Source organism: Pseudomonas reactans (assembly GCF_013385825.1).
Lineage (GTDB): Bacteria > Pseudomonadota > Gammaproteobacteria > Pseudomonadales > Pseudomonadaceae > Aquipseudomonas > Aquipseudomonas reactans.
The window spans coordinates 186,444-209,054 of sequence record NZ_JACAPG010000014.1; the positions used below are offsets into that span (position 1 = coordinate 186,444).

Here is a 22,611-nt window from a genome sequence, read left to right on the forward strand (position 1 = left end):
CAGTGCGTATGAACAACGACTCTTCCCAACGCGAATCCACCGGCAGTACAGCATATAACCTTGCGCAGGCCCATGGTGCCCGGCCCCTGTCCGTTGATGGCTATCATCAAACGGTAGAACTGTGCGGTCGCGTCGCCTGCGGCTGGCTGTTCCGCTACAGGATCATTTGCAGCTTGGACATCCCAGCGCATGACCAGGAGTTATTCGCTGGCGCTGTAGGTTGCTTGGTTGCTGACGACGGAGAGATACATGATCTCTCAGGTCCGATGTTCATGGACATGCTTCACATGCTTGCATAGCTCGCGGGACCACCTTGGCCGAACTCTGCCGGTCACGACGGGAGGGAGTCGGCCAAGAGCTGCCGTTCGATTTCGTATGCTAACGACCCTAAGCGGAAGGTGGCTATACGTTCGTTTCACGGCTCAAGTTGGAATGCATCTACGTGATGGCCGCAGATTCCATGGTGTACGGGAAATCGGTAGCAATATCTATTTCTCGGGAGATATCCCGTCATCCCCCTTTATGAGCTACGCTGGTTGCATTACGCGCCTCCATCAGTGAAATGGAAACAAAAAGGAACGACTTCGAAGTCATTTAAACCGATTTTTTCGTAAGGAGCATATTGTGCAAAAAATATATTCTCATATAGGCCGATCTAAAGTAGGCGCGTGTCGGCTTCCCCCTAATAACTGGTGCTAAGGCTTATGAGGGACGCACGTGAAATCAAATAGGAAATCAACCAATCTTGTAGGCAGTCCAGTTAGAGAGGAGTTACTTGATGAGCAATCCCCTTGACGAGTTCCATAGGCTTATATCCTTACTTAATTTTGCTGATTTAGCTCCAGATATGTCGTTCGACGATTTCGTGAACGAGGCAGTGCGACTCGGCTTTAATTTCAGCAAGGATGAAGTAATAAAAGATCTAAAGCGGACATATGACAATTCAGAGAAAATGCCAGAATGGCTTAATTTGCGTGTAAAGGATCTTCAGGCTGGCCCAAATTGGAAAGACTGAATTTGTTGAGTTGCCAAGTGCAATGTGCTGCAGCTAATTTGTTTGTCGTCGATGATTTCTATGAGGATCCGGCGAGCATCCGCTCATTTGCATTAAATTGCGAATTTCGTCGATCCTCTTTTACCGTGACAGATGCCCTGGTGTCGACACTACGTCATCCAGCGGCGACTTCTACCTTACAACGTATTGGCGAAGTTATTGGGGTTGCGCCAAACCTGGATGCTCCGGATAGGATGCAGAAATTTTGGGGCTACACAGGTTGCGGCGAGTTTCAAGTAAGGCTTAAAGATACTCCGAAACCAGGTTGGGCTCACTCGCATAACGATGGCGAATGGGTCGGATTAGTCTATCTTACATCACCAGAGCACTGCGGAGAAAAGATCGGTACCTACCTCCTTGAGCACAAAAAACTCAAGGTTCGTCACTTTAATCAAGTGGAAGGCTACATGATGCAGCAACTGAAGCTCGACTCCCCAAAATTACAGGATTGGAATGTTGTGGCAGCGCCAAGAATGAAATTTAATCGATTAGTAGTGTTCGATAGTCGACACTTTCATGCCGAGTCGGGAGGTTTTGGAAAAACGGTAGAGGACGGCAGGATCGTCCAAGTATTCAACTTTAGAGGTAGTGCCTTGAAAGCAATGTAAGAACGTCAACAAAATAGTTGTTTTATTTTAGTCGGTAAGGTTCCTGATGCAGATCGCCCAGGCATGTGCCGTTACATTGATATTTCATGAGCTTTACTACTATGCCCTTGAAGGGCGAGATAGCTTTTTAGTTGACTTTATGCCTGCGCTTGGATTGCGACTGGCGCGGCCATTAAAATGCTTGCTGCATACAGCAGTTCTGATCGCAAGTCTAGCAACTGTGCTGAACCCTGGAAGTGGTGAAATTACATTGCTTGCAATCCTTGTTATTATTTATTGTGCAAATCATCGGCAGCGGCTTTCAAATCATTTGCTAATAGTGTCTTTTGTATTGCTCGTCTGCTTTATGAATAACAATGTAGAATCAATGCAGTTATTAGACAACAGAAAATTTATCATTTGTGTATTAGGTCTAATTTACTTTTTTGGCTTCTTTCACAAAATAAACCGAGCTTTTTTAAGTCAAGAAAAAAGTTGCGCAAACGTTTATTTTCGCTCGATCCTGCAAGAGCGATTTAATATCACTCCTTGGGGTGTCGTTGAAAAGATCCTTCCATTTTCGATTGTAGCCATCGAGGCCGCTTTACTTGTTGCTCTCCATTTTCCACCACTGTATGGGTGGGCATTCATCGCTGCGATATTTTTGCATTACCTATTTGGAATAACAGGCAATCCACATTTTTCCGTACTAATGAATTGTTTATTGCTTGTAGTTATAAATGAGGAGATTGCCATAGAGGGATTTGAAATTCTTGTAGTGGTTTTGTTTGCCGTTTTTACATTTATTATCACAGATCGGTCGCGTTTCAGAATCCGATGGGCGGAAAATCTTTCCATTTTTCTTTTCGGTGGGCTATCGGGCTTGAGCTGTATTTTGGTTTTTAAGGCAATTCCAGAATTCGGCCATCCAGAATTAATCTTTCAGAAGGACTATCAAATGCCGTTTTATGCCTGGGCGGCTTTATTTCTACTTTTTATAAATTGCTGCTCAGCTTATTTCGGAAAAACAGAGTTTTGCTTAGCAATGTTCAGCGGGCTGCGTCCAGATTTGAATAATCATTATTTTTTCAAAAGAATCGGCTCAAAGAATTTTCTGGAGCGGAATTATTATGAGATATTGGAGGTGCGGACTAATAGGCTAGCAAGAAATAATTCATCACTCACAATTCGATTGGCCGTTCAAACGTTGGATCAACATGTCCAAATATATTATGGCACGAGATTTTTAAATGAAACTCTTCGTCTTCTGTCGAGAAATAATATATCTATATCTATTAAATTACGCATGTGCAAATCCGAAAGATCTTTCTGGATAGATGAAACACAAACTCTTGACGTGCGAGGTCTAACTGACAGATTCAGTGCTTATCCACCTTATCTCGCAAAGAACGATGAGTTTGCATACATGGGATGACAGAAATGGCCTACGGCAGAGAAAATATTGCGATGGCTTGCTTTTGTTATTTTTTCCTCGTGCAGACGGGTCATCAAACCAGGTTCGAATCCCTTTCCAATTACCGACTGTCTGCTTCTGGCCGGAAGCCGCCTCAGAGAAAACAGGAAGGGGTCAGATGCCCATCCCCGCGCGTTGAGAGGTAGGCTTGATAGTTCGAGTAGTGGAGCTACTAGATCGTAGGCGACGTCGCAGAAAATTCATTCCGCAACGGAAACAGAGCCTCCCGATTCTAGGGGGCTCCAGCGAAGCATGAATGCTAGAGGTGCGGAATTTTATTTCATGTAAGCCATTGAAAATAAACAGGATATCTGTGGATTGCAAATCCGCCTACGCCGGTTCGATTCCGACCTCGGCCTCCACTCTTAGAAACCCCGTAGATTAACGTCTACGGGGTTTTTTATTGGTTTTGAAAAAGTTTTGGAAGTCTGGCGCGTTAGGAATTGACTCTGAAACGCCTTGCCATTGCGCAAGGCTTTCTGCCGTTCGTCCAGTACATCGCACTCGCTGACCACTGCCTGATCCCATGTTTAAGCGCCGATATCCCGAGCGTAAGAACGGAGAGCCAGCATGGAAATCAATGAAAATGCCCCTGGGAATATTTCTCAGCAGGATGTAACCCGCGGCACCGACAATGAGACAGGGCACGATCCGAAGCGCGATGAGGAGGGTGTTCCGTTGCCGCCGGACGATGACGCGCCTCTTGAAGAGGACATGTCCGATGTAGACGCCGCTGATTCAGTGGCGAGCGAGCATCCCGACAACTGAACATTTGTAATTCAATGAGCCCGACCGCTGCGTCGGGCTTATAGGACCTGAGACCTGACGATCCTCTGGTCTTTGACCTCCCCTGCATACACCCGCAATTTCTCCTGCTGCGCCGCCAGCAGCGCGCAAATCTTCATCAATGCCACCGCCTCATCCGGCGTCCTGCCACTGGCTGCCATAGCCGTTAGCTCCACCACCGACCACCCAATCACCGCCGACGCATCTTCCATGTCGTAGAACAGTTCCTGCTGCGCCGTCCTGGGCCCGTCGAGGCCTTTTATCAACTCATCCATTTATGCATCCTTCCGCTGCAGTTTAAGCCCCATCACATCCATGCCGATTTCAGCCAGGTCCGTCTTGAACGGAATTTCTCCAATCCACTTGAACCCAAACGCTTCATAAAACCGTCGTGCATCGGGATTGGACTTGAGCACCGTCAGCCACAGCAAGCGCTCACCGCGCTCTACAGCCTGGTCGCAAATGAACTGCATAACTCGCTTGCCATACCCGCGCCCGGCGGCGGATTTGAGAAAGTAGATTTTGCGCAGTTCTGCGCCAACTTCGCCTGTTATGGGCGCCGGCGCCGACCAGTTGACCTTTGCGAGGCCGACGACTTGCGCGTCGTCAGCTGACGCGAGTAGCCATAGAGGGTTGTCGGATGTTTCGAGTGATTGGCGCAGCGCTTCGTGGGAAAAATCCCGATCCAAGAACGCTTGCAATCCGGCAGGCGACCAGATGTGAGTAAAGTGTTCTCGATAGGTGGTGCAGCCAACGTCGCGCAAGGCGTCAAGGTCGGCTGGGGTCGCTTGATGAATACGGAGCATGGTTCCCTCGTGTCTGGCGGCGCTGTGCGAGGAAGTGTGTCACAACGTCCAGCCCAGCCCCAATGCCTTGTGCAACGAAGCAAAGTCCTTGAGCAATCGCGCATCCCCCGAGATTCGACTTTCCTGGGCCTGGTACCGCGTGCGCTCCGCATCCAGCCAATCGAGCGTGCTGGCCGTGCCTGCACGATAACGTTGGCGGGTCAGGTCTGCTGCACGCACGGCCGAAGATTCCACACTGCGCAGCAGCACCACGTTCTGGCGCTGGTGGCCGTACCGAGCCAGGGCGACATCGGCATCACGCAGCGCGCTCAGCACCACACTTTTGTACTGCGCGAGCGCTTCGTCGCGGCCCGCTTCGGCGCCTTTGACACTGGCGGCCACGCGACCGAAGTCCAGCGCGTTCCAGGTCAGACGCGGCAGGATCAGCCAACTGCCGTTGTCCTTGCGGGCGAGGTGGCCGGGATCGCTGGCGGAGAACGACAAGTCACCCATCAGGCTGAGCTTGGGAAACCAGTCGGCGGTTTTTTCGCCGATCTGGGCGTTGCTGGAGGCCAGTTTGCGTTCGGCCACGCGGATGTCGGGGCGTGCTTTGAGGAGGGCAGCGGGGTCTGCTACCGGCACCACGCCGGGGATGGCGGGCAGGGCCTGGGCGGTGGCGAGGCGTTCTTCGAGTTCGCCGGGCTCCAGGCCGCAGAGCAATTCGAGCTGGTCCAGGGATTCAACGATGGCGGCTTGCAAGGGCAGGCGTTGGGCCTGGGTGTTTTCTGCCTGGGTGAGGACTTGTTCGAGTTGCAGTTGTGAGGCCACGCCACGGCTGCGGCGCTGCTGGGTCAGGTCAAGGGCCTGGTTTTCGATGTCGACGCTGGCTTCGACCAGGGCCAGCCGTGCTTGCTGGTCGCGCAGGTCGGTGTAGGCCTGGACCACTTCGGCCGCCAGTTGTACTTGGGCGTCGGCCAGTTGAGCTTGGGCCGCGTCGGCTTCCGCCTGCGCCGCTTCGACTGCACGCCGGGTGCCGCCGAACAGGTCGGCTTCCCAGCTGGCATCGAAACCGGCGAGGTAAAGCGTCAGCGGGCCACGGCCGCTACCGCCGTTGCTACCCAGTGCGGAGGTGTCGGGCGAGCGCAGTTTCAGCATCGCAGCGTCGCCGGTGACCTTGGGCATGGCGTCGGCGCGGGCACCACTGAGGCTGGCGCGGGATTGTTTCAAGCGCGCTCGGGCGGTGGCGATGTCGGGGCTGTTTTTCAGCGCCATGTCGACCAGTTCATTGAGCTGCGCGTCATTCAGCGTTCGCCACCACTGCGCCACAGTCGGCGCGCTGGGTGCTTGGGTGTCGGCGTGAGGCAACCGCCCAGCGGCCAGGGTTTTCGGCGCGGCATCCGGCGCGCCTGGGTAATCCGGACCCACGGTGCAGGCGGACAGCAGGCCAACGGTCAGTAGCAGGGGAAGGGAGCGAGCAATCATGGCTGTACCGTGCGCTTTTTGAGAAGGAAGATCAGGGGCAGGCACGCCAGCATGGCGAGTCCCAGTACATAGAAGGAGTCGTTGTAGGCCATGACCGAGGCTTGGCGCGCGATGTCGTTGGCCAACTGGGCCATCGCCTGCAACGGGGCGCTGGAGGCATCGCCGGTTTGCGCGAGGTAGCTGGCGGTGTTGCTGGCCATGTGGTCCTGGGCGAGTTGGCTGTTGGCAAGGATGCCTTCACGCAGCCTGTCGTCATGGAGGTGGCTGCGTCGGTCCATCAAAACGCCGAGCAACGCGAGGCCGATGGTGCCGCCGAGGTTGCGGGACATGTTGTAAAGCCCGGCCGCATCACCCGCGTCCTTGGTCTCGACCGAGCGCATGGACAATTGGCTGAGGGGCATCATCACCAGGATCTGCCCGAAGCCGCGTAGCAGTTGCGACCAGATGAAGTCATGCCCGACGCTGTCGGCAGTCAGTTGGGTGTCAACGAAACAACTGGCCCAGTACAGCAACAGCCCGGCGCCGACCATCCAACGCAAGTCATAGCGACCGAGCATCCTCGGCAGGATCGGCATCAGCAGGAACGCGGGAATGCCCGACAGCAACATGATCGCGCCGGACTGTTGCGCGTTGTAGCCGGACAGAATGCCGAGGAACTGCGGCACCAGGTACGCCGTGCCATACAGCCCCGCGCCCACGGCCGTACCAATCAGCAGCACACTGCCAAAGCTCTTGTTGAGCACCAGTGGCAGGCGCAGGATCGGCGTACTCGAACGGAATTGCCCCACGGCAATCAGGAAAAATCCGGTCACCGTGGCGATGCTCAGCCATATGATCAGCAGCGAATCGAACCAGTGCTCACGCTGGCCTTCTTCAAGCACCACGGTGAGTGAACTCAAACCCATCGCCAGGCCCAGGATGCCCAGCCAGTCAGCGCTGATAAAACGTTGCAGGTTCATGCGCTCACTGGGCAAACCGGTGATCAGCAGGGTGATCAAGGCGATACTGATGGGCAGGTTGAGAAAGAAGCACCAGCGCCAATTGATGTTTTCCGTCAACCAGCCGCCGATCACCGGGCCGAGCAACGGGCCGAGGATCACGGTCATGCCGAACAGCGTGGTGCCGATGGCCAGTTGATGCGGTGGCAGGCGCGTGCGCACAATGGTCTGCGCCGTGGGGATCATCGCACCGCCGGCAAAGCCCTGGCCGATGCGCCCGGCAATCATCGCGCCGAGGCTGGCGGACAGGCCGCAGAACATCGAAAACAGGGTGAACATCAGCGCCGTGCCGATCAGGAACCGGCGCAGGCCGAACACTCGTGTCAGCCAGGCGGCGAGGGGGATCATGACGATCTCCGACATCAGGTAGCCGGTGGCGATCCAGGTACCTTCAGTGCCGGTAGCGCCGATCTGGCCCTGGATCTGCGGCAAGGCCGAGTTGGTGATCGAGACGTCGAGGGTGGCGAGCAACGCGCCCAATGCCCCGGCGGCGACGGCGATCCAGTCGATCAGCGAGGCGTTGCGCGGTTTCTCGGCAGCCACCGCGGGCATGATCGCCTCAGCCATGGTTGGCGTCCGCGGCGTGGGTGCGGGTGTCGACTTCCACGGTGGCCGACAGGCCGGGCATCAGCGCGGCGCGCAGGTCGTCCGGCACGTCCAGAGCAATGCGCACCGGCACGCGCTGTACGATCTTGGTGAAGTTACCCGTGGCGTTCGACGGTGGCAGCAAAGCGAACTGCGCGCCGGTGCCGGGGGCCAGACTGTCGATGTGGCCTTGCAGGTCGCGGCCGGGCAGTGCGTCCACGTGCACGGTAACGGTCTGGCCGGGGCGCATGGCGCCAATCTGGGTTTCCTTGTAGTTGGCCGTCAGGTAGATCGCGCTGATCGGCACCACCGTCAGCAACCGGGTGCCGGGTTGCACGTACTGGCCCACGCGCACCCCACGGTCGGCCACGCGACCATCGAGCGGGCTGCGGATCACGGCGTCGTCCACGTCCAGCTGGCTTTGTGCTTCGCTGGCCTTGGCCACGCCCAGTTGCGCCTGGGCTTGCTTGAGCTGGGCCTGCAGAGTGCCGTAGCGGGTCTGGCTGGAGCGCAGCGCGGCCTGTTTGGCTGCCACGGTGCTGCGGGCTTGTGCCAGTTGGTTGTTCAATTGGGCCAGGCGCTCCTCGGGTTCTGCACCGGAGCGGGCCAGCGGGGCGTAACGGGCCACTTCGGTCTGGGCGTGTCGCGCATCGGCTTCGGCGCCCTGCAATTGAGCGCGGGCTTCGGCGATGGTCGAGTCCTGTTGCACCAGATCGGCCTGGGCCTTGGCGAAGTCGGCATTGCGCGCGGCGATGGTGGCCGACGCTTCATCACTCACCGCCTGGTATTTGCGCGCATCCAGGCGTACCAGCACATCGCCGCGCTTGACGTTCTGGTTGTCGCTCACCAGCACCTCGGCTACGTAGCCGTTGATCTTGGGCGCAACGCTGATGCTGTCGGCTTGCAGGTAGGCGTCGTCGGTGGTCTCGATAAAACGCCCGGTGATCCACCACCAAGCGGCCCATGACACGCCAAGCAGCACGGCGACGCCGGCCACTGTCAGCAGGATGCGACGGGCCTTGCCGCGTTGACCGTTGACGGTTTCTTCAGGCATGACCTGAGGGGAGGGAGGTGCAGCCGACATCGAGGTCACTCCAGATTTATAACAGGTGGAATAAATTCCTTTTTTCGCGAATTTTTGTCAACTGGTATATTTTGGTCCGGTATTCGAACGGAGTTGCACATGGCACGACATAAACCTGCGGCCGAGGGTGGCTACCAGCGCGGTGAAGAAACCCGCGCCCGTATCATCGAGGCCGCCGTCGAGGTGTTTGGCGAGCGGGGCTACGATGGTGCCTCCACCCGTGATATCGCCACCGCTGCTGGCGTCAACGCGCCTGCGATCCAGTACTACTTCGATGGCAAGGAAGGCGTGTACCTGGCGTGTGTCGAGCATTTGATCGCGCTGTTGTGGCGTAAAATGTCGCCGTCCGTAGAGGCGGCGGAGAGCGCGCTGGCGGATGCCGGTTCAGACGACAGCGCCTTGATCGACGCCTCGCTGGGCATTCTGGGCACCGTGGTCTCTACCATCCAGGACAGCCCGCAAACCACGGCTTGGCGTGCGTTCATGGACCGCCACCAGGCGGGCCTGTGCCCTGCGAGTGCAACGATGGCGTTCGAGGAGCGCTTCAAGGCACGCATCGGCCGGGTGATTCGCCTGTTGATCGCACGCCTGGCGGGCTTTGCAGTAGAGGACGAACGCACGGTGATCCATTCAATGGCGCTGTTCACCCAGGGGCTGGCCTTCCGGGTACAGAAGCCCAAGCTGCTGGAAGCCTTGAAGTGGCGCGAAGTGAACCAGAAGGAAATGGAACTGGTGCGAGACGTAGTGCTGATGCAGGCGCGGTTCACTTTGGAAGGGCTGGCCCGGCACCGGGACCAGCAGACTTCCCGCTAATCGGCGGTTGCCGCTTACTTGCCGCCCGTCACATCCAGGAAGGTCCCGGTAATAAACGATGCTTCTGAACCGGCCAGCCAGAGTATGGCGCGCGCCACCTCTTCGGGCTCGCCGCCACGGCCCATCGGAATGCTCTCCTTGACCCGGTCCACACGGCCGGGTTCGCCGCCGCTGGCGTGCATCTCGGTGTAGATATGCCCGGGGCGGACGCAGTTGACGCGGATGCCTTCACGCGCGACTTCCTTGGATAGGCCGGTGGTGAATGTCTCCAGGGCACCCTTGGAGGCAGCGTAGTCCACATACTCGTTGGGGCTGCCGAGCCGGGCGGCGCCCGAGGACACATTGATCACGCTGCCGCCCTGGCCGTTGTGGCGCAGCGACATGCGTTTCACCGCCTGCTGCGCGCACAGCATCGGGCCGATGGCATTGATCGCGAAGATGCGCTGCATACGCTCAAAATCGAGGTCTTCAAAGCGCGATTGCAGCGCAATGATCGCGGCGTTATTGACCAGTACGTCAATGCGGCCAAAGGCTTCGTCGATGGCGGCGAACAACTGTGCGACCTGTTCGGGGTCCGCACTGTCGGCGCGTATCGCCAAGGCGCGGCGTCCCAGCGCTTGCACATCGGCCACCACACTAAGGGCAGCAGCCTCGTTGCTGATGTAGCTGATGGCAACGTCGTAGCCTTGCGCTGCCGCAAGGCGCGCTGTTGCCGCGCCGACACCGCGGCTGCCGCCGGTGATCAGGATGACGGGTGCTGAAGAGACGGTATGCATGCCTTTAACCTTTTCTGAGGGCCGAAAGGTCAGCCGATGAAGAACCTGTGGCCGAAGTGCCTGAGTCACTGCACGACGTAGGGCGCGCCCAGCGCCCATCGCGACTGCCAGTGCGCCGTATATTGGCGCACAACTTCAGGCATGTCGCGAAGGATCAGCACATTTTCGGAGTTCATCGTTTCAGCCGAGGCGGCGTAGTTGAATGACCCGGTCTCGACGGTGGTGCCATCGACGATGATCGTTTTGTCATGCTGCAGGTGGAAGTGATCGCTGGTGCGCAGTTCCACGCCGTTGCGGCTGACAAAATCCATGGCTTTCTTGCTGGCTTTGCCCAGGTTGCGTTTTTTATCGATGACGACGCGCACGACGACACCGCGTTTACTGGCGTTGACCAGTGCCTGCATGATGTCGGGCGCCTGGAATGCATAGGCGAGCATCTGGATGCTGTGCTGGGCGCCGTCAATCGTCTGCAGCACCCATTGGCGGGCCGAGCCTTCCGGTGAGAAACCCACTTGAACATCGGGCGCTGCCAGCGACAAGGCGGGGATCCCCAACAGGGCAATCAATACAGCGCATCGAAACGGTTTCATATCATCGGTTCCTGGGGGATTGATGGGCATGTTTGAGCGACCCTTGACCGAAATCCGCTGTGCCTTGTGAATTGTTGTGAAGCGCATGATTAATGGCCCATTGCCCATGCTAACGTCGGCGCCAGGCTATCGTCAGCACGACGATTTCATTCGTACCTTCAGGGGAGCAGCGCCGATGTCTACTACCGTAACGCCCGCCGGCAGCGGGGCAAACACGCCTAAAGCGTCACCTTCGGCGTTCGATGACAAGTTGAACATTGCCAAGTCCAGCAAAGTGATTGCCGACTACATGCGCCAGACCGGCAAGTCGGCCATCACCAAGCAGGAACTGACCCAGTTGGCCAATAATGCCTCAGGCAAAGTGCCGACCGAGGTTTCCGATGCTGCCAAGTACATGGAGCGTCACCCCGATGTCTTCACCGCCATCGAAACCCATGACGTTCCCGGCGCCGATAACCTCTCGGGCGTGTGGAATTTCGACTGGGCCGCCAACGGTGGGCTCAAAGGCACCGCCACCGATGCCATTGCCAAGATGCAGGATACCTTCGATTTTGCGATCGCCAAGTCGGCGCAAATCACCGAAATCAGCACCGCCAAAAAAGCCGAACTGGACTCGACCAAGCAACGTCCACAGAACTGACGGCGCCTTGTACCACGTGGCTTACAAACCCTACCATCAGGTTACACGATAGCCGTGACGCACTGGAGTTGGCGCTGTCTTACCCAACGAGAAGTCAATCTCGTCAAGTAAGAGAGTGTGGTCATGAAGTTGAGTTATCTAACCAAGGCGGCGGTGGTTGTCGCGCTGTTGTCGACGCTGTCGGGCTGCTGGATGTTCATGCCACCGGGTGGTGGCGGTGGTCATGGTGGCGGGCATGGTCAGGGCGGCGGCCCTGGTCCTGGCGGTGGAGGCGGTCCGCGTTAAGCAATCGATACGGGAGGCAAGCCATGCGTAATGGCTCGCCTCTTTTTTTGGTCGGGCGAAATCCCAGGCAAAGAAAAGCCCGCGTGGGGAGCGCGGGCTAAAAAGGATGTTCATTAGGAGCTGGATTCACCATATGCCCCTATCTGTGAAAGGTTTGTGAAAGCTTTGGCAAAAAAGTGTATGCCTCAATCGTGACGTGGCTGTACGGGGCAAGGCGGCGCATTACCCTCTACTGTCGCTGGCATACCCTCTCCGTTTGGATGCCGCTTCATGTTCATGTCTACCAGCCTGTTATCAGCTTTTGTGCTGTTCGCCTTCGTGTCCTCGATTACGCCGGGGCCCAATAACACGATGTTGCTCGCCTCGGGCGTGAACTTCGGGTTCCGACGGTCGATGCCCCATGCGCTGGGGATCAGTATCGGGTTCATGCTGTTGGTAATTGCGGTCGGCCTGGGGCTGGGCGAAGTGTTCAAGGTGTTTCCGTGGGCCTATACCCTGCTGCGCTACGTGGGCGCGGCCTATCTGTTGTACCTGGCGTGGAAGATTGCGACGGCGGGCGGCATGTCCGACAGCCCTGATGAGCAGGGCAAGCCCATGACCTTCCTCGGCGCGGCGGCGTTCCAGTGGGTGAACCCCAAGGCCTGGATCATGGCGTTGGGGGCAATCACCACCTACACGCCAGCCGAAGGTTACGTCACCAATGTGCTGGTGATTGCGCTGGTGTTCGCGGTGGTCAACCTGCCCAGCGTCTGTGTGTGGGTCGTGTGTGGCAGCGGCTTGCGCAATGTGTTGCGTGAGCCGCGCTGGTTGCGGGTGTTCAACGGGTCGATGGCGGCGTTGCTGGTGGTGTCGTTGTACCCGATGCTGTTTGCCGGCTGACTGTCAGACCGGCGAGATGGTCGCCAGCAGGCCGATGCCGATGGTCAACACCAAAAAGCCGAACAGGAAAAGTGCCATCTTGGTCATAAGGCCTCCAGAGGGAAGGGAGTGGGGATGGCGCTATTGTCCGCCCAGGTGGCGTTTCGATACAGGCGCAGATAGCAAAGAAAAAACCGTATCAGATGCGCCTGGCCCTATTAAGCCGGGGGCTTTGCTCGCTTGTGGTTTTTTCAGGATCAGTGCCTGAGACAGCCAACGCATTTGCCCCTAAGATGGCGCCCATTGCATCAACAATAAGAGTGGGCCAACCCTCGATGGAAAGACGTCAATTCAGCGGTGGCATGAAAGGCAAGAACCTGCGCTACCTCAACGAAACCTCGCAACCGGCGTCGGTCACTCGCGTCGGCTTCCTGTTGCTCGAACACTTCTCCCTGCCGGCCTTCACCCAGACCCTTGACACGTTCGTCACCGCCAACCTGCTGCGTCCCGACCTGTTCGCCTCGCGTACGTTCGGTTGTGATGATGGCGAGGTCATCAGCGACCTTGGCCTGGTGATCCGCCCGGATGCGCGCCTGGACGTGGCGGCGCTGCAAGACCTGGAGCTGCTGGTGATCTGTGGTGGTTTTCGCACGGAACTCAAGGCCAGCGAAGACTTCATCCAACTGCTGCGCACCGCCGCCGAACAGGGCATCAGCCTCGCCGGCCTGTGGAACGGCGCCTGGTTCCTGGGCCGTGCCGGTTTGTTGCAAGGCTATCGCTGCGCCATTCACCCGGAGCATCGCCCGGCACTGGCAGAAGTGTCCAAGGCCACCCACGTCACCAGCGAACCCTACGTGATCGACCGCGACCGGCTCACGGCCTCAAGCCCGTCCGGTGCCTTCCACATGGCGCTGGACTGGATCAAGGGCCTGCATGACAAGGCACTGGTCGAAGGTATCGAAGACATCCTAGCCTTTGAAGAATCCCGCTATCGGCGCATCAAGCCCACCGAAAACGTCAGCGTCAGTGCGCCGCTGCGTGAGGTGGTGAAACTGATGGACGCGAACCTGGAGGAGCCTCTGGAACTGGACCAGCTCGCTGTCTACGCCGGCCGCTCCCGGCGCCAGTTGGAGCGCTTGTTCAAGGAACAACTGGGCACCACGCCGCAGCGTTACTACATGGAACTGCGCGTGACTGAAGCGCGGCGGCTGTTGCAGCACACTGAGCTGTCACAGGTGGAGGTGCTGGTGGCGTGTGGGTTTGTTTCGCCGAGTCATTTCAGCAAGTGCTATAGCTCGTATTTCGGATATCGCCCCTCGAAGGAGAAGCGGTTGGTCAAGTAAGGTACTGACTGACCGATTTTCTCAAGGAAGGATTATGCCTCTGACGCTTTTGGATCGTTATCGCGGTAGTTTGCTGGGCCTGGCCTGCGGCGATGCAGTGGGCACGACAGTTGAATTCATGCCACGCGACACATTCACACCGCTCACCGATATGGTGGGTGGAGGTCCGTTCAGCCTGAAACCGGGCCAGTGGACAGATGACACCTCAATGGCGCTGTGTTTGGCCGAAAGTCTGCTGCGCAAAGGTGGATTCGACGCAGCCGACCAGATGGGCCGGTACTTGAATTGGTGGAAGTGGGGTTACATGAGCTCCACCGGCGATTGTTTTGATATCGGTATGACCGTGCGCTCGGCACTCACGGCATTTGAGACGCACGGTGATCCATTTGCGGGCTCTACTGATCCTTTTTCTGCGGGCAACGGCTCGCTTATGCGTCTGGCGCCGATAGTGTTGTTTTACTTTCCAGACGTGCAACATGTTGACGATTTTTCCCGTCAAAGTTCTCGTACGACGCATGGCGCTCAAGAGGCAATCGAGTGCTGCGTGGTGCTGGCGCGGGCAATCAGCAATGCTTTGAGTGGTGCGACAAAGGAGCAGATGTTGAGTGTTTCACGCGCCGGTATCTCTGCGCCGAAGGTCGTGGCCATTGCCCAGGGGGATTATTGCAGCAAGAGGCTCGCGCAAATCACGGGTTCTGGTTACGCGGTGGCCTCATTAGAAGCGGCGCTGTGGTGTGTCCTTCAGACTGACAGCTTCGCCGACGCTGTGTTGGCGGCTGCGAACCTGGGCGATGATGCTGATACAACGGCTGCTATCGTTGGGCAATTGGCGGGGGCACATTATGGCGCGCAAGGTATTCCGCAGGCGTGGTTGGAAAAGCTTTGCATGCGTGATGATATTGAAGAAATGGCCGACGCATTGTTCAAGGCCTCTACTAAAAACCGCGTGACTATCAGCTAAGGGAACACGAAGCTCGCTACGGTAGACAGGCTTGTTGTAGTGAGCAGGGCAAGCCTGCTCACTACAACAGGTTTCAGAACCGGTCCAGGCGATAGGGGGCCACTGACGGCGCTCGATCCCCACTCGCCAACTCACCGACCCACTCAGCCGTCACCGCCGCTTGCGTCAACCCCAGATGCTGATGCCCAAACGCAAGCAGTACCTTCCCGTCACACACCCGGTCAATCACCGGCAGCGAGTCCGGCAACGACGGCCGAAACCCCATCCACGGGGTTGCACCTTCTGCACTCAAGTCCTCGCGAAACAACCCCTTGCTCAACCGAAGCAACTGCCAGGCGCGCTCCATATTCGCAGGGCGATCAAGGCCAGCGAATTCCACGGTGCCGGCCAAACGCAGGCCATCCGTCATGGGCGTCATGATGAATTTGCGCTCCAGGGAGGTGACCGCAAACGGCAGACGGTGGTGTTCATGGGGCAGCATCAGGTGGTAGCCGCGCTCGGTGTCCAGCGGGACTTTTTTGCCGGTCAGGGCGGCGGTCAGTTTGGCCGAATGGGCGCCGCAGGCAATCAGGACCTGACGCGCACTCAGCAGCCCCTGGCCAGTGGTGAGTGAAACGCCCTGTGCGTCGACGCGGCCATCCAGTACCCGGCGTTTAAGAAACTGCACGCCGCTGGCCTTGGCTGCCCGCACCAGTTCGCAGACCACGTGATAAGGGTCAAGAAAGTGCCCGGTGCCGGGAAAAAACAGCCCGCCCTGGATGTTGTCGCTCAACTGCGGTGCAGCCTGGCGTATGGCGTCGCCGGACCAGAACGCCACCGGCACCTGCTGCTGTTGCATGCGCTGCTGCAAGGTATTGAGGGCTTCCCGTGAATCCGCCCGTTCAAACACCAGCAACGAGCCATCCTCACGCAGCAACTCCGAGCGCCCGATGCTGTGCAGCAGGCGCTGCCACGCGGCCAGGCTGCCTTCATTGAGCGCGCGGATACCCGCGACCGTGCGCTGATAGCTCGCCGGTCGCAGGTTCAGCAGCAAACGCACGAACCAGGGCAGGGCGTGCGGCAGGTATTTCCAATCCAGGCGCAACGGTCCCATGGGGTCCAGCAGCATGCCGGGCAAGCGCTTGAGGATCGACAGGTCGGCGATGGGAAACACTTGCTCGGTCGCCAGGTGCCCGGCATTGCCGTACGACGCGCCCATACCGGGTTCCTGCGGGTCGACTACCAGCACTTGCCGGCCCTGACGCGCCAGCTGCAGAGCGCAGGCAACGCCGATGATGCCGGCGCCGACCACGATGATATCCGGATCGGACATGGCCTACGCCTCCCTCTGGCCGTCGAGCAGGCGCCGCAGCAGCAACGGGTTGCCGTGCTGGAGCGCGGCAGGCAACAGTGCATCGGGAAAGTCTTGATAACACACGGGGCGCAAAAACCGTTGGATGGCCGCCGTGCCCACCGAGGTGCTGCGCGAGTCTGACGTGGCGGGGAAGGGGCCGCCATGCACCATGGCATCACAGACCTCGACACCTGTCGGCCAGCCGTTGACCAGCAGGCGACCGGCCTTGCGCTCAAGCAACGGCAGCAGGGCTTTGGCGTTTGGCAGATCGTCTGCATCCATCTGCAGAGTGGCGGTCAGTTGGCCTTCCAGGTGTTCGGAAACCTGGTGCATCTCCTCGTCGTTGGCGCATACGACGATCAATGAGGCTGCGCCGAAGACTTCGGCTTGCAGGTGTTCATTCGCTAAAAACGCTTGAGCCTGAGTCACGAACAGGTGGGCTTGGCCTCTGTTGGGGCCTTCTGCTGGCAACCCTTTTACCGCCACCTTGGCGTGCTCGGTCAGTGCGGCCACGCCTGCATCGAAGGCACTGAAAATGCTGGGGGTTAGCATGGTCTGCGCTGCACAGTTGGGCAGCATTTCACTGGCCATGCCGATAAAGCGATCCAGTTCGGGCCCTTGTACGGCGATCACTAATCCTGGGTTGGTGCAAAACTGCCCGGCGCCTTGGGTCAGCGACGCCACAAAGCCTTTCGCCAACGCTTCACCGCGTGTGGTGAGTGCGGCTGGAAACAGGTACACCGGATTGATCGAACTCATTTCCGCATACACCGGAATTGGCTCGGGCCGGGCCTGCGCCGCTTGGACCAATGCCACGCCACCGCTGCGCGAGCCGGTAAAACCAACCGCCTTGATGCGCGGATCGGTGACCAGCGCAATCCCCACCTCGCGGCCCGAACCGTACAGCAATGAAAACACGCCCTCAGGCAAGCCACAGGCCTTGACCGCCTGCGCCACCGCCCGGCCGACCAGCTCACTGGTGCCTGGGTGTGCGCCATGGGCCTTGACCACCACCGGGCAACCGGCGGCCAGCGCAGAGGCGGTATCGCCACCGGCCACGGAAAACGCCAGGGGGAAATTGCTCGCACCGAACACGGCCACCGGGCCCAACGCAATATGGCGCTGGCGCAGGTCTGGACGAGGCAGCGGCTGGCGTTGTGGCTCTGCAGGGTCCACCCGCACATCCAGCCATTCTCCGGCGCGTACTGTGCGGGCGAAGGTGCGCAGTTGGCCGCAGGTGCGCCCGCGTTCGCCTTGAATGCGCGCGTGGGGCAGGCCGGTTTCGGCAACGGCACGTTCGATCAGCTCCTCACCCAAGGCTTCGATGTGCGTGGCGATGGTCTCAAGAAAGGTGGCCCGAGCTTCCAGCGAGATTTCGCGATACCCATCAAACGCCGCCCACGCCAAGGCGCACGCCTGGGCCACCTGTTCACCGTTGCCACCGTGATAGGCCGGTTCCATGGGGGTATCGGTGGCGGGATTGATCGCCCGGATCGCCGCGCGATTTCCGGAAATGAGTTGCTGACCGATCAGCATTTTGCCCGTCAGAGTCATGGGATTGTCCTGGTAGAAAAGAGGTTGGCCGCTGCGAAAACCGCAGCGGCGCGCAAGGGATCAGGTGACGTTCTGTTCCGCCGACCAGTTGGCATACCACTGGCGGAACAGCGCGTACTGGTTCTCGGCATAACGGCGCTGCGCATCGCTGAGTACGTCGGTTTCATTGAAGTGCAGGGCGTAGCCTTTATCACCATTGAGCACCATCAGGTGCTTGTAATACAGGACCAGGTCGCAGCCTTCATCGAAGGACGACAGCACCGCCAGCGCCGCTTCCAGCGCACGGGCCTGGCGACGGGCCTTGGCATCGCCCTTGGCGGCTTTTTTGCTCAAGGCCACCAGTTGCAGCACTTCCCGGGGCAGGGCGTTGCCGATACCGGTGATGGCGCCAGTGGCGTTGCAGTTGACGAAACCGTGCACTACCTGAGTGTCCACGCCGACCATCAAGGTCACGTTATCGTCCTGGGAGGTGATGTGTTCGGCGGCGTAGCGCAGGTCGGCACCGCCGCCGAACTCCTTGAAGCCGATCAGGTTCGGGTGTTCGCGGCGCAGTTCGAAGAACAGGTCGGCGCGGGTGGCGAAGCCGTAGTAGGGGCTGTTGTAGATCACCGCCGGCAGATTCGGCGCGGCCTTGAGGATGGCCGAGAAGTGCGCCTTTTGCGCGGTGGCGGAGGCACCACGGGACAGCACGCGCGGAATCACCATCAGGCCATGGGCGCCGACCTTGGCGGCGTGGGCGGCATGGGCCACGGCTTCACGGCTGTTGACCGCGCCGGTGCCGACGATGGTCGGTACACCGGCGGCCACTAGGCGTGCGACGCCTTCCTGGCGTTCGGCCTCGGTGAGCAACGGCCAGTCGCCCATGGAGCCGCAGTACACCACGGCGCTCATGCCGATATCGATCAATTCCCGGCCCTTGGCGACCAGGGCGTCGAAGTCCGGTTTGCGCTCGGCGGTGCACGGGGTCATCAGGGCGGGGATGCAGCCGGTGAAGATGTTGTCGCTCATTGTTCTAACTCCTTGGAACGTTCAGTAAAAACAGGGAAGGGCTTAGATGCCCCAGGCAAACGGGTCGCGCTCGTCAATCAGCAAGGTGCTGTCGGCGGTCATATAGGCGCTGCCGGTGATGAAGGGCCGCACGCGCTCGCCGTCCCATTCATAGCGGCCTTCGAATTGGCTGCCGGTGATGCTGGCTTGGGTCCAGGTTTCACCGGGCTTGAGTTTTTCATCGGCGGCCAGGCAGGCCAGCTTGGCGCTGGTGCCGGTGCCGCAGGGTGAGCGGTCGTAGGCCTTGCCGGGGCACATGACGAAGTTGCGGCTGTCGGCAAGGTCGTCATCGGCGAACAGTTCGATGTGATCGATCAGTGCGCCGTCCGCGCCGTGAATGCCCTGATCCTCCAGGGCCTTGAGCATCGCCCAGGTGTAGTCGGTGAGGGCATCCACGTTGTCCATCTGCAAGCGTTGGCCATGGTCCGACACCAGGAAAAACCAGTTGCCGCCCCAGGCGATATCGCCGTAGACCACGCCATGTCCCGGCACTTCCACCGGCACGTGTTGATGCAAGCGATAGGCGGGCACGTTGCGCAGGGTTACGCTGCCATCTTCGTGCAGCGTGGCCGCCACCGGGCCAACGGGCGTGTCGATCGTGTGCACGCCGGGCTGGATGCGCCCCAGGTGGTGCAGCGAGGCGACCAGGCCGATGGTGCCGTGGCCGCACATGCCGAGGTAACCGGCGTTATTGAAGAAGATCACGCCACAGATCGCGCCCGGCGTGACAGGCTCGCAATACAGCGCACCGACCAGTACATCGTTGCCACGCGGCTCCAGCAGGCAGGCACGGCGCCATTGATCATGCTCGGTGCGCAGGCTATGCAGTTGATCGGCAATCGTGGCGCCGCTCAGCGCCGGGAAACCGCTCATGACCAGGCGTGTCGGTTCGCCGCCGGTGTGGGAGTCGATCACATGCAGTCGCTTCATAAAAGGCTCCTGAATCAGTAAGTCGCGGGTGTCAGCGGGGCGTGAGGTTCATCGACCGCTTCGCTTTCATCGGCTTCGTGTTCCAGCCGTACCAGGTGAGCCGGCACGCCAGTGGCGGCGCCCCAGTAGTAAATGCCGAGTGCGCAAGCAGCGACGACAATGGTGTCGAGCGGGTGGCTGATCACGCCGATGCCGCCAAAACTGCCAAGCTTGGACAGCAGGATGGTCACCGCGTAGAAGCCGATCAGCCACGCAGACGAGCGCACTTGTTGTTTGAGGTTGATGTGCGCAGTCGGCACCCAGCGGGCGCACAGCAGGTACACCACAAACATCAGGATCTGCAGGCCGAGCAGCCAGGACACCGTGCCCCAACCGGACCAGTACACGATCAGCGCGGCGATGATGAACGACAGCGGACCCAGCACCGCCATGCCCTTCACCCGGAACGGCCGCGCCATCTGCGGGGCATTGCGACGCAGCGCGGCAACAGTCACTGGGGCCACGGCGTAGCTGAGGATCAGCGCCGCAGACACCACATTGATCAGTGCTTCCCAGGATGGGAACGGCAAGGTCCAGAACACCGACAAACCAAAGGTCAGCCACAGTGCCGGGCGTGGAATGCCGGACTTCTCATCGATACGCGTGAAAATCTTGAAAAACGTACCGGTCTGCGCCCAGCCATACACCACACGAGGTGTGGCGTTCATGTAGATATTGCCGCAGCCACTGGGCGAGATCACCGCGTCGGCCACCACCAGGTAGGCCAACCAACCCACGCCCAGCGCCAGGGCGATATCCCGATAAGGCAGCGCCAGTTCCTTGCTGATCCCGGCCCAGCCATTGGCGAGCATTTCCGTGGGCACGCCACCGAGGAAGGCGGTTTGCAGCAGCACGTAGATCGCGGTCGACAACAACACCGAAAGGATCAAGGCAATTGGGATCGTGCGTTGCGGGTTCTTCACTTCACTGGCCACCGAGATGATCGGTGTCAGCCCCAGGTAGGCAAAAATCACCCCGCCGGCCGAAACCGCCATCTCGATGCCCGACAGCCCAAACGGCGCGAAACCCTGCACCTGGAAGTTCGCCGGTTTGAAGAAGGTGAACAGCACGCCAATCACCAACAGCGGCACGATGAACTTGAATACGCTGACCAGGTTATTGGCGATGGCGAAGGTCTTCACGCTGCGGTAATTGAGCAGGAAGAACAGGCAGAGCAGGGCGAATTGCACCAGCCAACCCAGGGTGGTCGGGTCGCTGGAACCGGCCTTGGTCAGCTCCGGAAACCACGCCGCCGCGTACTGCCGCGAGGCGACCACTTCGATGGCCACCAGGCTGGAAAACGCGATCAGGGTAATGAAGCCCATCAGGTAGCCCAACAGCGGGCCATGGGAGTAGACCGGGTAGCGCACCACGCCGCCGGCACGCGGCAATGCGGCGCCCAGTTCGCAGTACACGATGCCCAGCAGCAGCACCGCGAACCCCCCGATGAGCCAGGAAATAATGCCCGCCGGGCCTGCGATTGCGGATACGTGGCTGGCTGCGAACAACCAGCCCGAACCAAAGATGGCACCCAACCCGATAAAGGTCAGGTCCATCAGGGAAAGCTGTTTCTTGAACTTGCCTTGAGCTGACATAGCGTCGCCTTCTTGTGAGTTATTGGATAGGCATGCAGTGGCCATACAGTGAACTCATGAAGGGCGGCGCGATTGATGTTTTTTGCCGGCATCGATGACGAAATCAGCACAGTTTTGCTTGCTCGACAGGGCGCCGGGCATCGGGCAATCTGCTATCCGTCAGGCCACCAGCGGGGATCGACCGTCATGATGCAGAGCGCGTTTGCGACCCTTTGCCAAGGGAGCAACCCCCAAGACCTCGAGCAGTTAGTGGGCAGTGTCGCGCAGCTATTGCCGATGCTGGACGTGATCCCCAATGCGGCGATTTTCATCAAGGACACCCAGGCCCGCTATGTGCTCGCCAACCGCACCCTGGTGCAGCGCTGCGGCCTCAAGCAGTTGCAACCGCTGCTGGGCAAGACCAGTGCCGAAGTCTTTCCCGCGCAGTTGGGACCGGGTTACACCGAGCAGGACCGGCGTGTGCTGGAGCAGGGCTTTGTGCTGGAAGATCAGCTGGAACTGCACCTGTACGGCACCCGCGAACCCGGTTGGTGTTTGACCCACAAATGGCCGTTGTACAACCCAATGGGCGCGATCATCGGCCTGGCCGGTATCTCGGTCGACCTGCAAACCGCCAGCGAAAGCCACCCGGCGTACCAGCGACTGGCCGCCGTGGACGCGCACATTCGCGCGCACTTCAATCGTCGTGTACCCCTGGGTGAATTGACCCGGATCGCCGGAATTTCGGTGGCGCAGTTGGAGCGCTACTGCAAGCGCGTGTTCCACCTCACCCCACGGCAGATGATCCAGAAAGTGCGGCTGGAGCATGCGCACCGGCTGCTGCACACCGATTTGCCGATCACCGAAGTGGCGCTGCAATGCGGGTATACCGACCACAGTGCGTTTACCCGCCAGTTCAAGGCGTCGACGGGGTTTACGCCGAGGCAGTATCGGCAGTTAGCCTAGTCGCCCACAGTGCAATGCAACGAATGGCCCCGGTTGTGGCTCCTATGCTTACGAGCAACCTTTGGAC

The 22,611-nt window shown here is 59.1% G+C and carries 23 protein-coding genes; 11 read left to right on the top strand and 12 right to left on the bottom strand.

Going from position 1 to position 22,611, the window contains the following annotated elements; translation table 11 throughout:
* Positions 1–778: 778 nt before the first annotated feature.
* The 4 genes from HX868_RS17415 to HX868_RS17430 all read left to right on the top strand — a co-directional run bounded on the left by HX868_RS17415 (position 779) and on the right by HX868_RS17430 (position 3,883).
* A complete protein-coding gene (locus HX868_RS17415; RefSeq protein ID WP_177003736.1) occupies positions 779–1,015 on the top strand; it encodes a hypothetical protein in 237 nt (78 codons plus the stop codon).
* Complete coding sequence (locus tag HX868_RS17420; protein WP_177003737.1) at positions 1,003–1,662, top strand: hypothetical protein; 660 nt, start codon at positions 1,003–1,005, stop codon at positions 1,660–1,662. The genes HX868_RS17415 and HX868_RS17420 overlap by 13 nt, the downstream gene beginning before the upstream one ends.
* 46 nt (positions 1,663–1,708) lie before the next feature.
* Positions 1,709–3,076: a hypothetical protein gene (locus HX868_RS17425; protein ID WP_177003738.1), complete on the top strand. Its 1,368-nt coding sequence runs from the start codon at positions 1,709–1,711 to the stop codon at positions 3,074–3,076.
* Positions 3,077–3,685: 609 nt separating this feature from the next.
* On the top strand, positions 3,686–3,883 hold the full coding sequence (locus tag HX868_RS17430) for a hypothetical protein (protein WP_028616273.1): 198 nt from the start codon (positions 3,686–3,688) through the stop codon (positions 3,881–3,883).
* 38 nt (positions 3,884–3,921) lie between these two features.
* Here the strand turns inward: HX868_RS17430 and HX868_RS17435 are convergent, their stop codons facing one another.
* The 5 genes from HX868_RS17435 to HX868_RS17455 are packed head-to-tail and all read right to left on the bottom strand — an operon-like array spanning position 3,922 to position 8,835.
* Positions 3,922–4,176 (bottom strand): hypothetical protein, encoded by a 255-nt coding sequence (locus tag HX868_RS17435; protein ID WP_177003739.1) that lies wholly within the window; start codon positions 4,174–4,176, stop codon positions 3,922–3,924.
* On the bottom strand, positions 4,177–4,707 hold the full coding sequence (locus tag HX868_RS17440; protein WP_177003740.1) for a GNAT family N-acetyltransferase: 531 nt from the start codon (positions 4,705–4,707) through the stop codon (positions 4,177–4,179). It lies immediately after the preceding gene.
* A gap of 39 nt (positions 4,708–4,746) precedes the next feature.
* Positions 4,747–6,168 carry an efflux transporter outer membrane subunit gene (locus HX868_RS17445; protein ID WP_177003741.1) on the bottom strand — a complete coding sequence of 474 codons (1,422 nt, stop codon included), beginning with the start codon at positions 6,166–6,168 and terminating at the stop codon, positions 4,747–4,749.
* Positions 6,165–7,733, bottom strand: a complete 1,569-nt coding sequence (locus HX868_RS17450; protein WP_177003742.1) for a DHA2 family efflux MFS transporter permease subunit — start codon at positions 7,731–7,733, stop codon at positions 6,165–6,167. The genes HX868_RS17445 and HX868_RS17450 overlap by 4 nt, the downstream gene beginning before the upstream one ends.
* Positions 7,726–8,835 (bottom strand): HlyD family secretion protein, encoded by a 1,110-nt coding sequence (locus HX868_RS17455; RefSeq protein WP_177003743.1) that lies wholly within the window; start codon positions 8,833–8,835, stop codon positions 7,726–7,728. Before HX868_RS17455 ends, HX868_RS17450 begins: the two co-directional genes overlap by 8 nt.
* A gap of 99 nt (positions 8,836–8,934) precedes the next feature.
* On the opposite strand from HX868_RS17455, the gene HX868_RS17460 reads away from it, so the two are divergent.
* Positions 8,935–9,648: a CerR family C-terminal domain-containing protein gene (locus HX868_RS17460; protein WP_177003744.1), complete on the top strand. Its 714-nt coding sequence runs from the start codon at positions 8,935–8,937 to the stop codon at positions 9,646–9,648.
* Positions 9,649–9,662: 14 nt separating this feature from the next.
* Here HX868_RS17460 and HX868_RS17465 read toward each other — a convergent pair whose 3' ends face one another.
* Positions 9,663–10,424: an SDR family oxidoreductase gene (locus HX868_RS17465; RefSeq protein WP_177003745.1), complete on the bottom strand. Its 762-nt coding sequence runs from the start codon at positions 10,422–10,424 to the stop codon at positions 9,663–9,665.
* 65 nt (positions 10,425–10,489) lie between these two features.
* Positions 10,490–11,014, bottom strand: a complete 525-nt coding sequence (locus HX868_RS17470) for a phospholipase D family nuclease (protein WP_177003746.1) — start codon at positions 11,012–11,014, stop codon at positions 10,490–10,492.
* A 175-nt stretch (positions 11,015–11,189) separates the two neighbouring features.
* Between HX868_RS17470 and HX868_RS17475 the strand changes: the two genes are divergently transcribed.
* From HX868_RS17475 to HX868_RS17495, 5 genes are all read left to right on the top strand, one after another.
* Positions 11,190–11,654: a hypothetical protein gene (locus tag HX868_RS17475; protein ID WP_177003747.1), complete on the top strand. Its 465-nt coding sequence runs from the start codon at positions 11,190–11,192 to the stop codon at positions 11,652–11,654.
* Between the two features lie 123 nt (positions 11,655–11,777).
* Entirely contained in the window at positions 11,778–11,939 is a 162-nt protein-coding gene (locus HX868_RS17480; protein WP_177003748.1) for a hypothetical protein, read from the top strand.
* A 270-nt stretch (positions 11,940–12,209) separates the two neighbouring features.
* Entirely contained in the window at positions 12,210–12,818 is a 609-nt protein-coding gene (locus HX868_RS17485) for a LysE family translocator (protein ID WP_025999861.1), read from the top strand.
* A gap of 314 nt (positions 12,819–13,132) precedes the next feature.
* Positions 13,133–14,140 (top strand): GlxA family transcriptional regulator, encoded by a 1,008-nt coding sequence (locus HX868_RS17490; protein WP_246355542.1) that lies wholly within the window; start codon positions 13,133–13,135, stop codon positions 14,138–14,140.
* A gap of 34 nt (positions 14,141–14,174) precedes the next feature.
* Positions 14,175–15,101, top strand: coding sequence for an ADP-ribosylglycohydrolase family protein (locus HX868_RS17495; protein ID WP_177003749.1), 927 nt, complete (start codon positions 14,175–14,177; stop codon positions 15,099–15,101).
* 73 nt (positions 15,102–15,174) lie between these two features.
* On the opposite strand, the gene HX868_RS17500 is transcribed toward HX868_RS17495, so the two are convergent.
* Genes HX868_RS17500 through HX868_RS17520 form a run of 5 tightly spaced genes read right to left on the bottom strand, consistent with a single transcriptional unit; the run spans position 15,175 to position 21,599 of the window.
* Positions 15,175–16,413 carry an NAD(P)/FAD-dependent oxidoreductase gene (locus tag HX868_RS17500; protein WP_177003750.1) on the bottom strand — a complete coding sequence of 413 codons (1,239 nt, stop codon included), beginning with the start codon at positions 16,411–16,413 and terminating at the stop codon, positions 15,175–15,177.
* A gap of 3 nt (positions 16,414–16,416) precedes the next feature.
* Positions 16,417–17,988, bottom strand: a complete 1,572-nt coding sequence (locus tag HX868_RS17505; protein WP_177003751.1) for an aldehyde dehydrogenase (NADP(+)) — start codon at positions 17,986–17,988, stop codon at positions 16,417–16,419.
* 60 nt (positions 17,989–18,048) lie between these two features.
* Positions 18,049–18,996 (bottom strand): dihydrodipicolinate synthase family protein, encoded by a 948-nt coding sequence (locus HX868_RS17510; RefSeq protein ID WP_177003752.1) that lies wholly within the window; start codon positions 18,994–18,996, stop codon positions 18,049–18,051.
* A 42-nt stretch (positions 18,997–19,038) separates the two neighbouring features.
* Complete coding sequence (locus tag HX868_RS17515; RefSeq protein ID WP_177003753.1) at positions 19,039–19,965, bottom strand: 4-hydroxyproline epimerase; 927 nt, start codon at positions 19,963–19,965, stop codon at positions 19,039–19,041.
* A gap of 14 nt (positions 19,966–19,979) precedes the next feature.
* Entirely contained in the window at positions 19,980–21,599 is a 1,620-nt protein-coding gene (locus HX868_RS17520) for an APC family permease (protein WP_177003754.1), read from the bottom strand.
* 186 nt (positions 21,600–21,785) lie between these two features.
* Between HX868_RS17520 and HX868_RS17525 the strand changes: the two genes are divergently transcribed.
* Positions 21,786–22,544 carry an AraC family transcriptional regulator gene (locus HX868_RS17525; protein ID WP_177003755.1) on the top strand — a complete coding sequence of 253 codons (759 nt, stop codon included), beginning with the start codon at positions 21,786–21,788 and terminating at the stop codon, positions 22,542–22,544.
* Positions 22,545–22,611 lie beyond the last annotated feature (67 nt).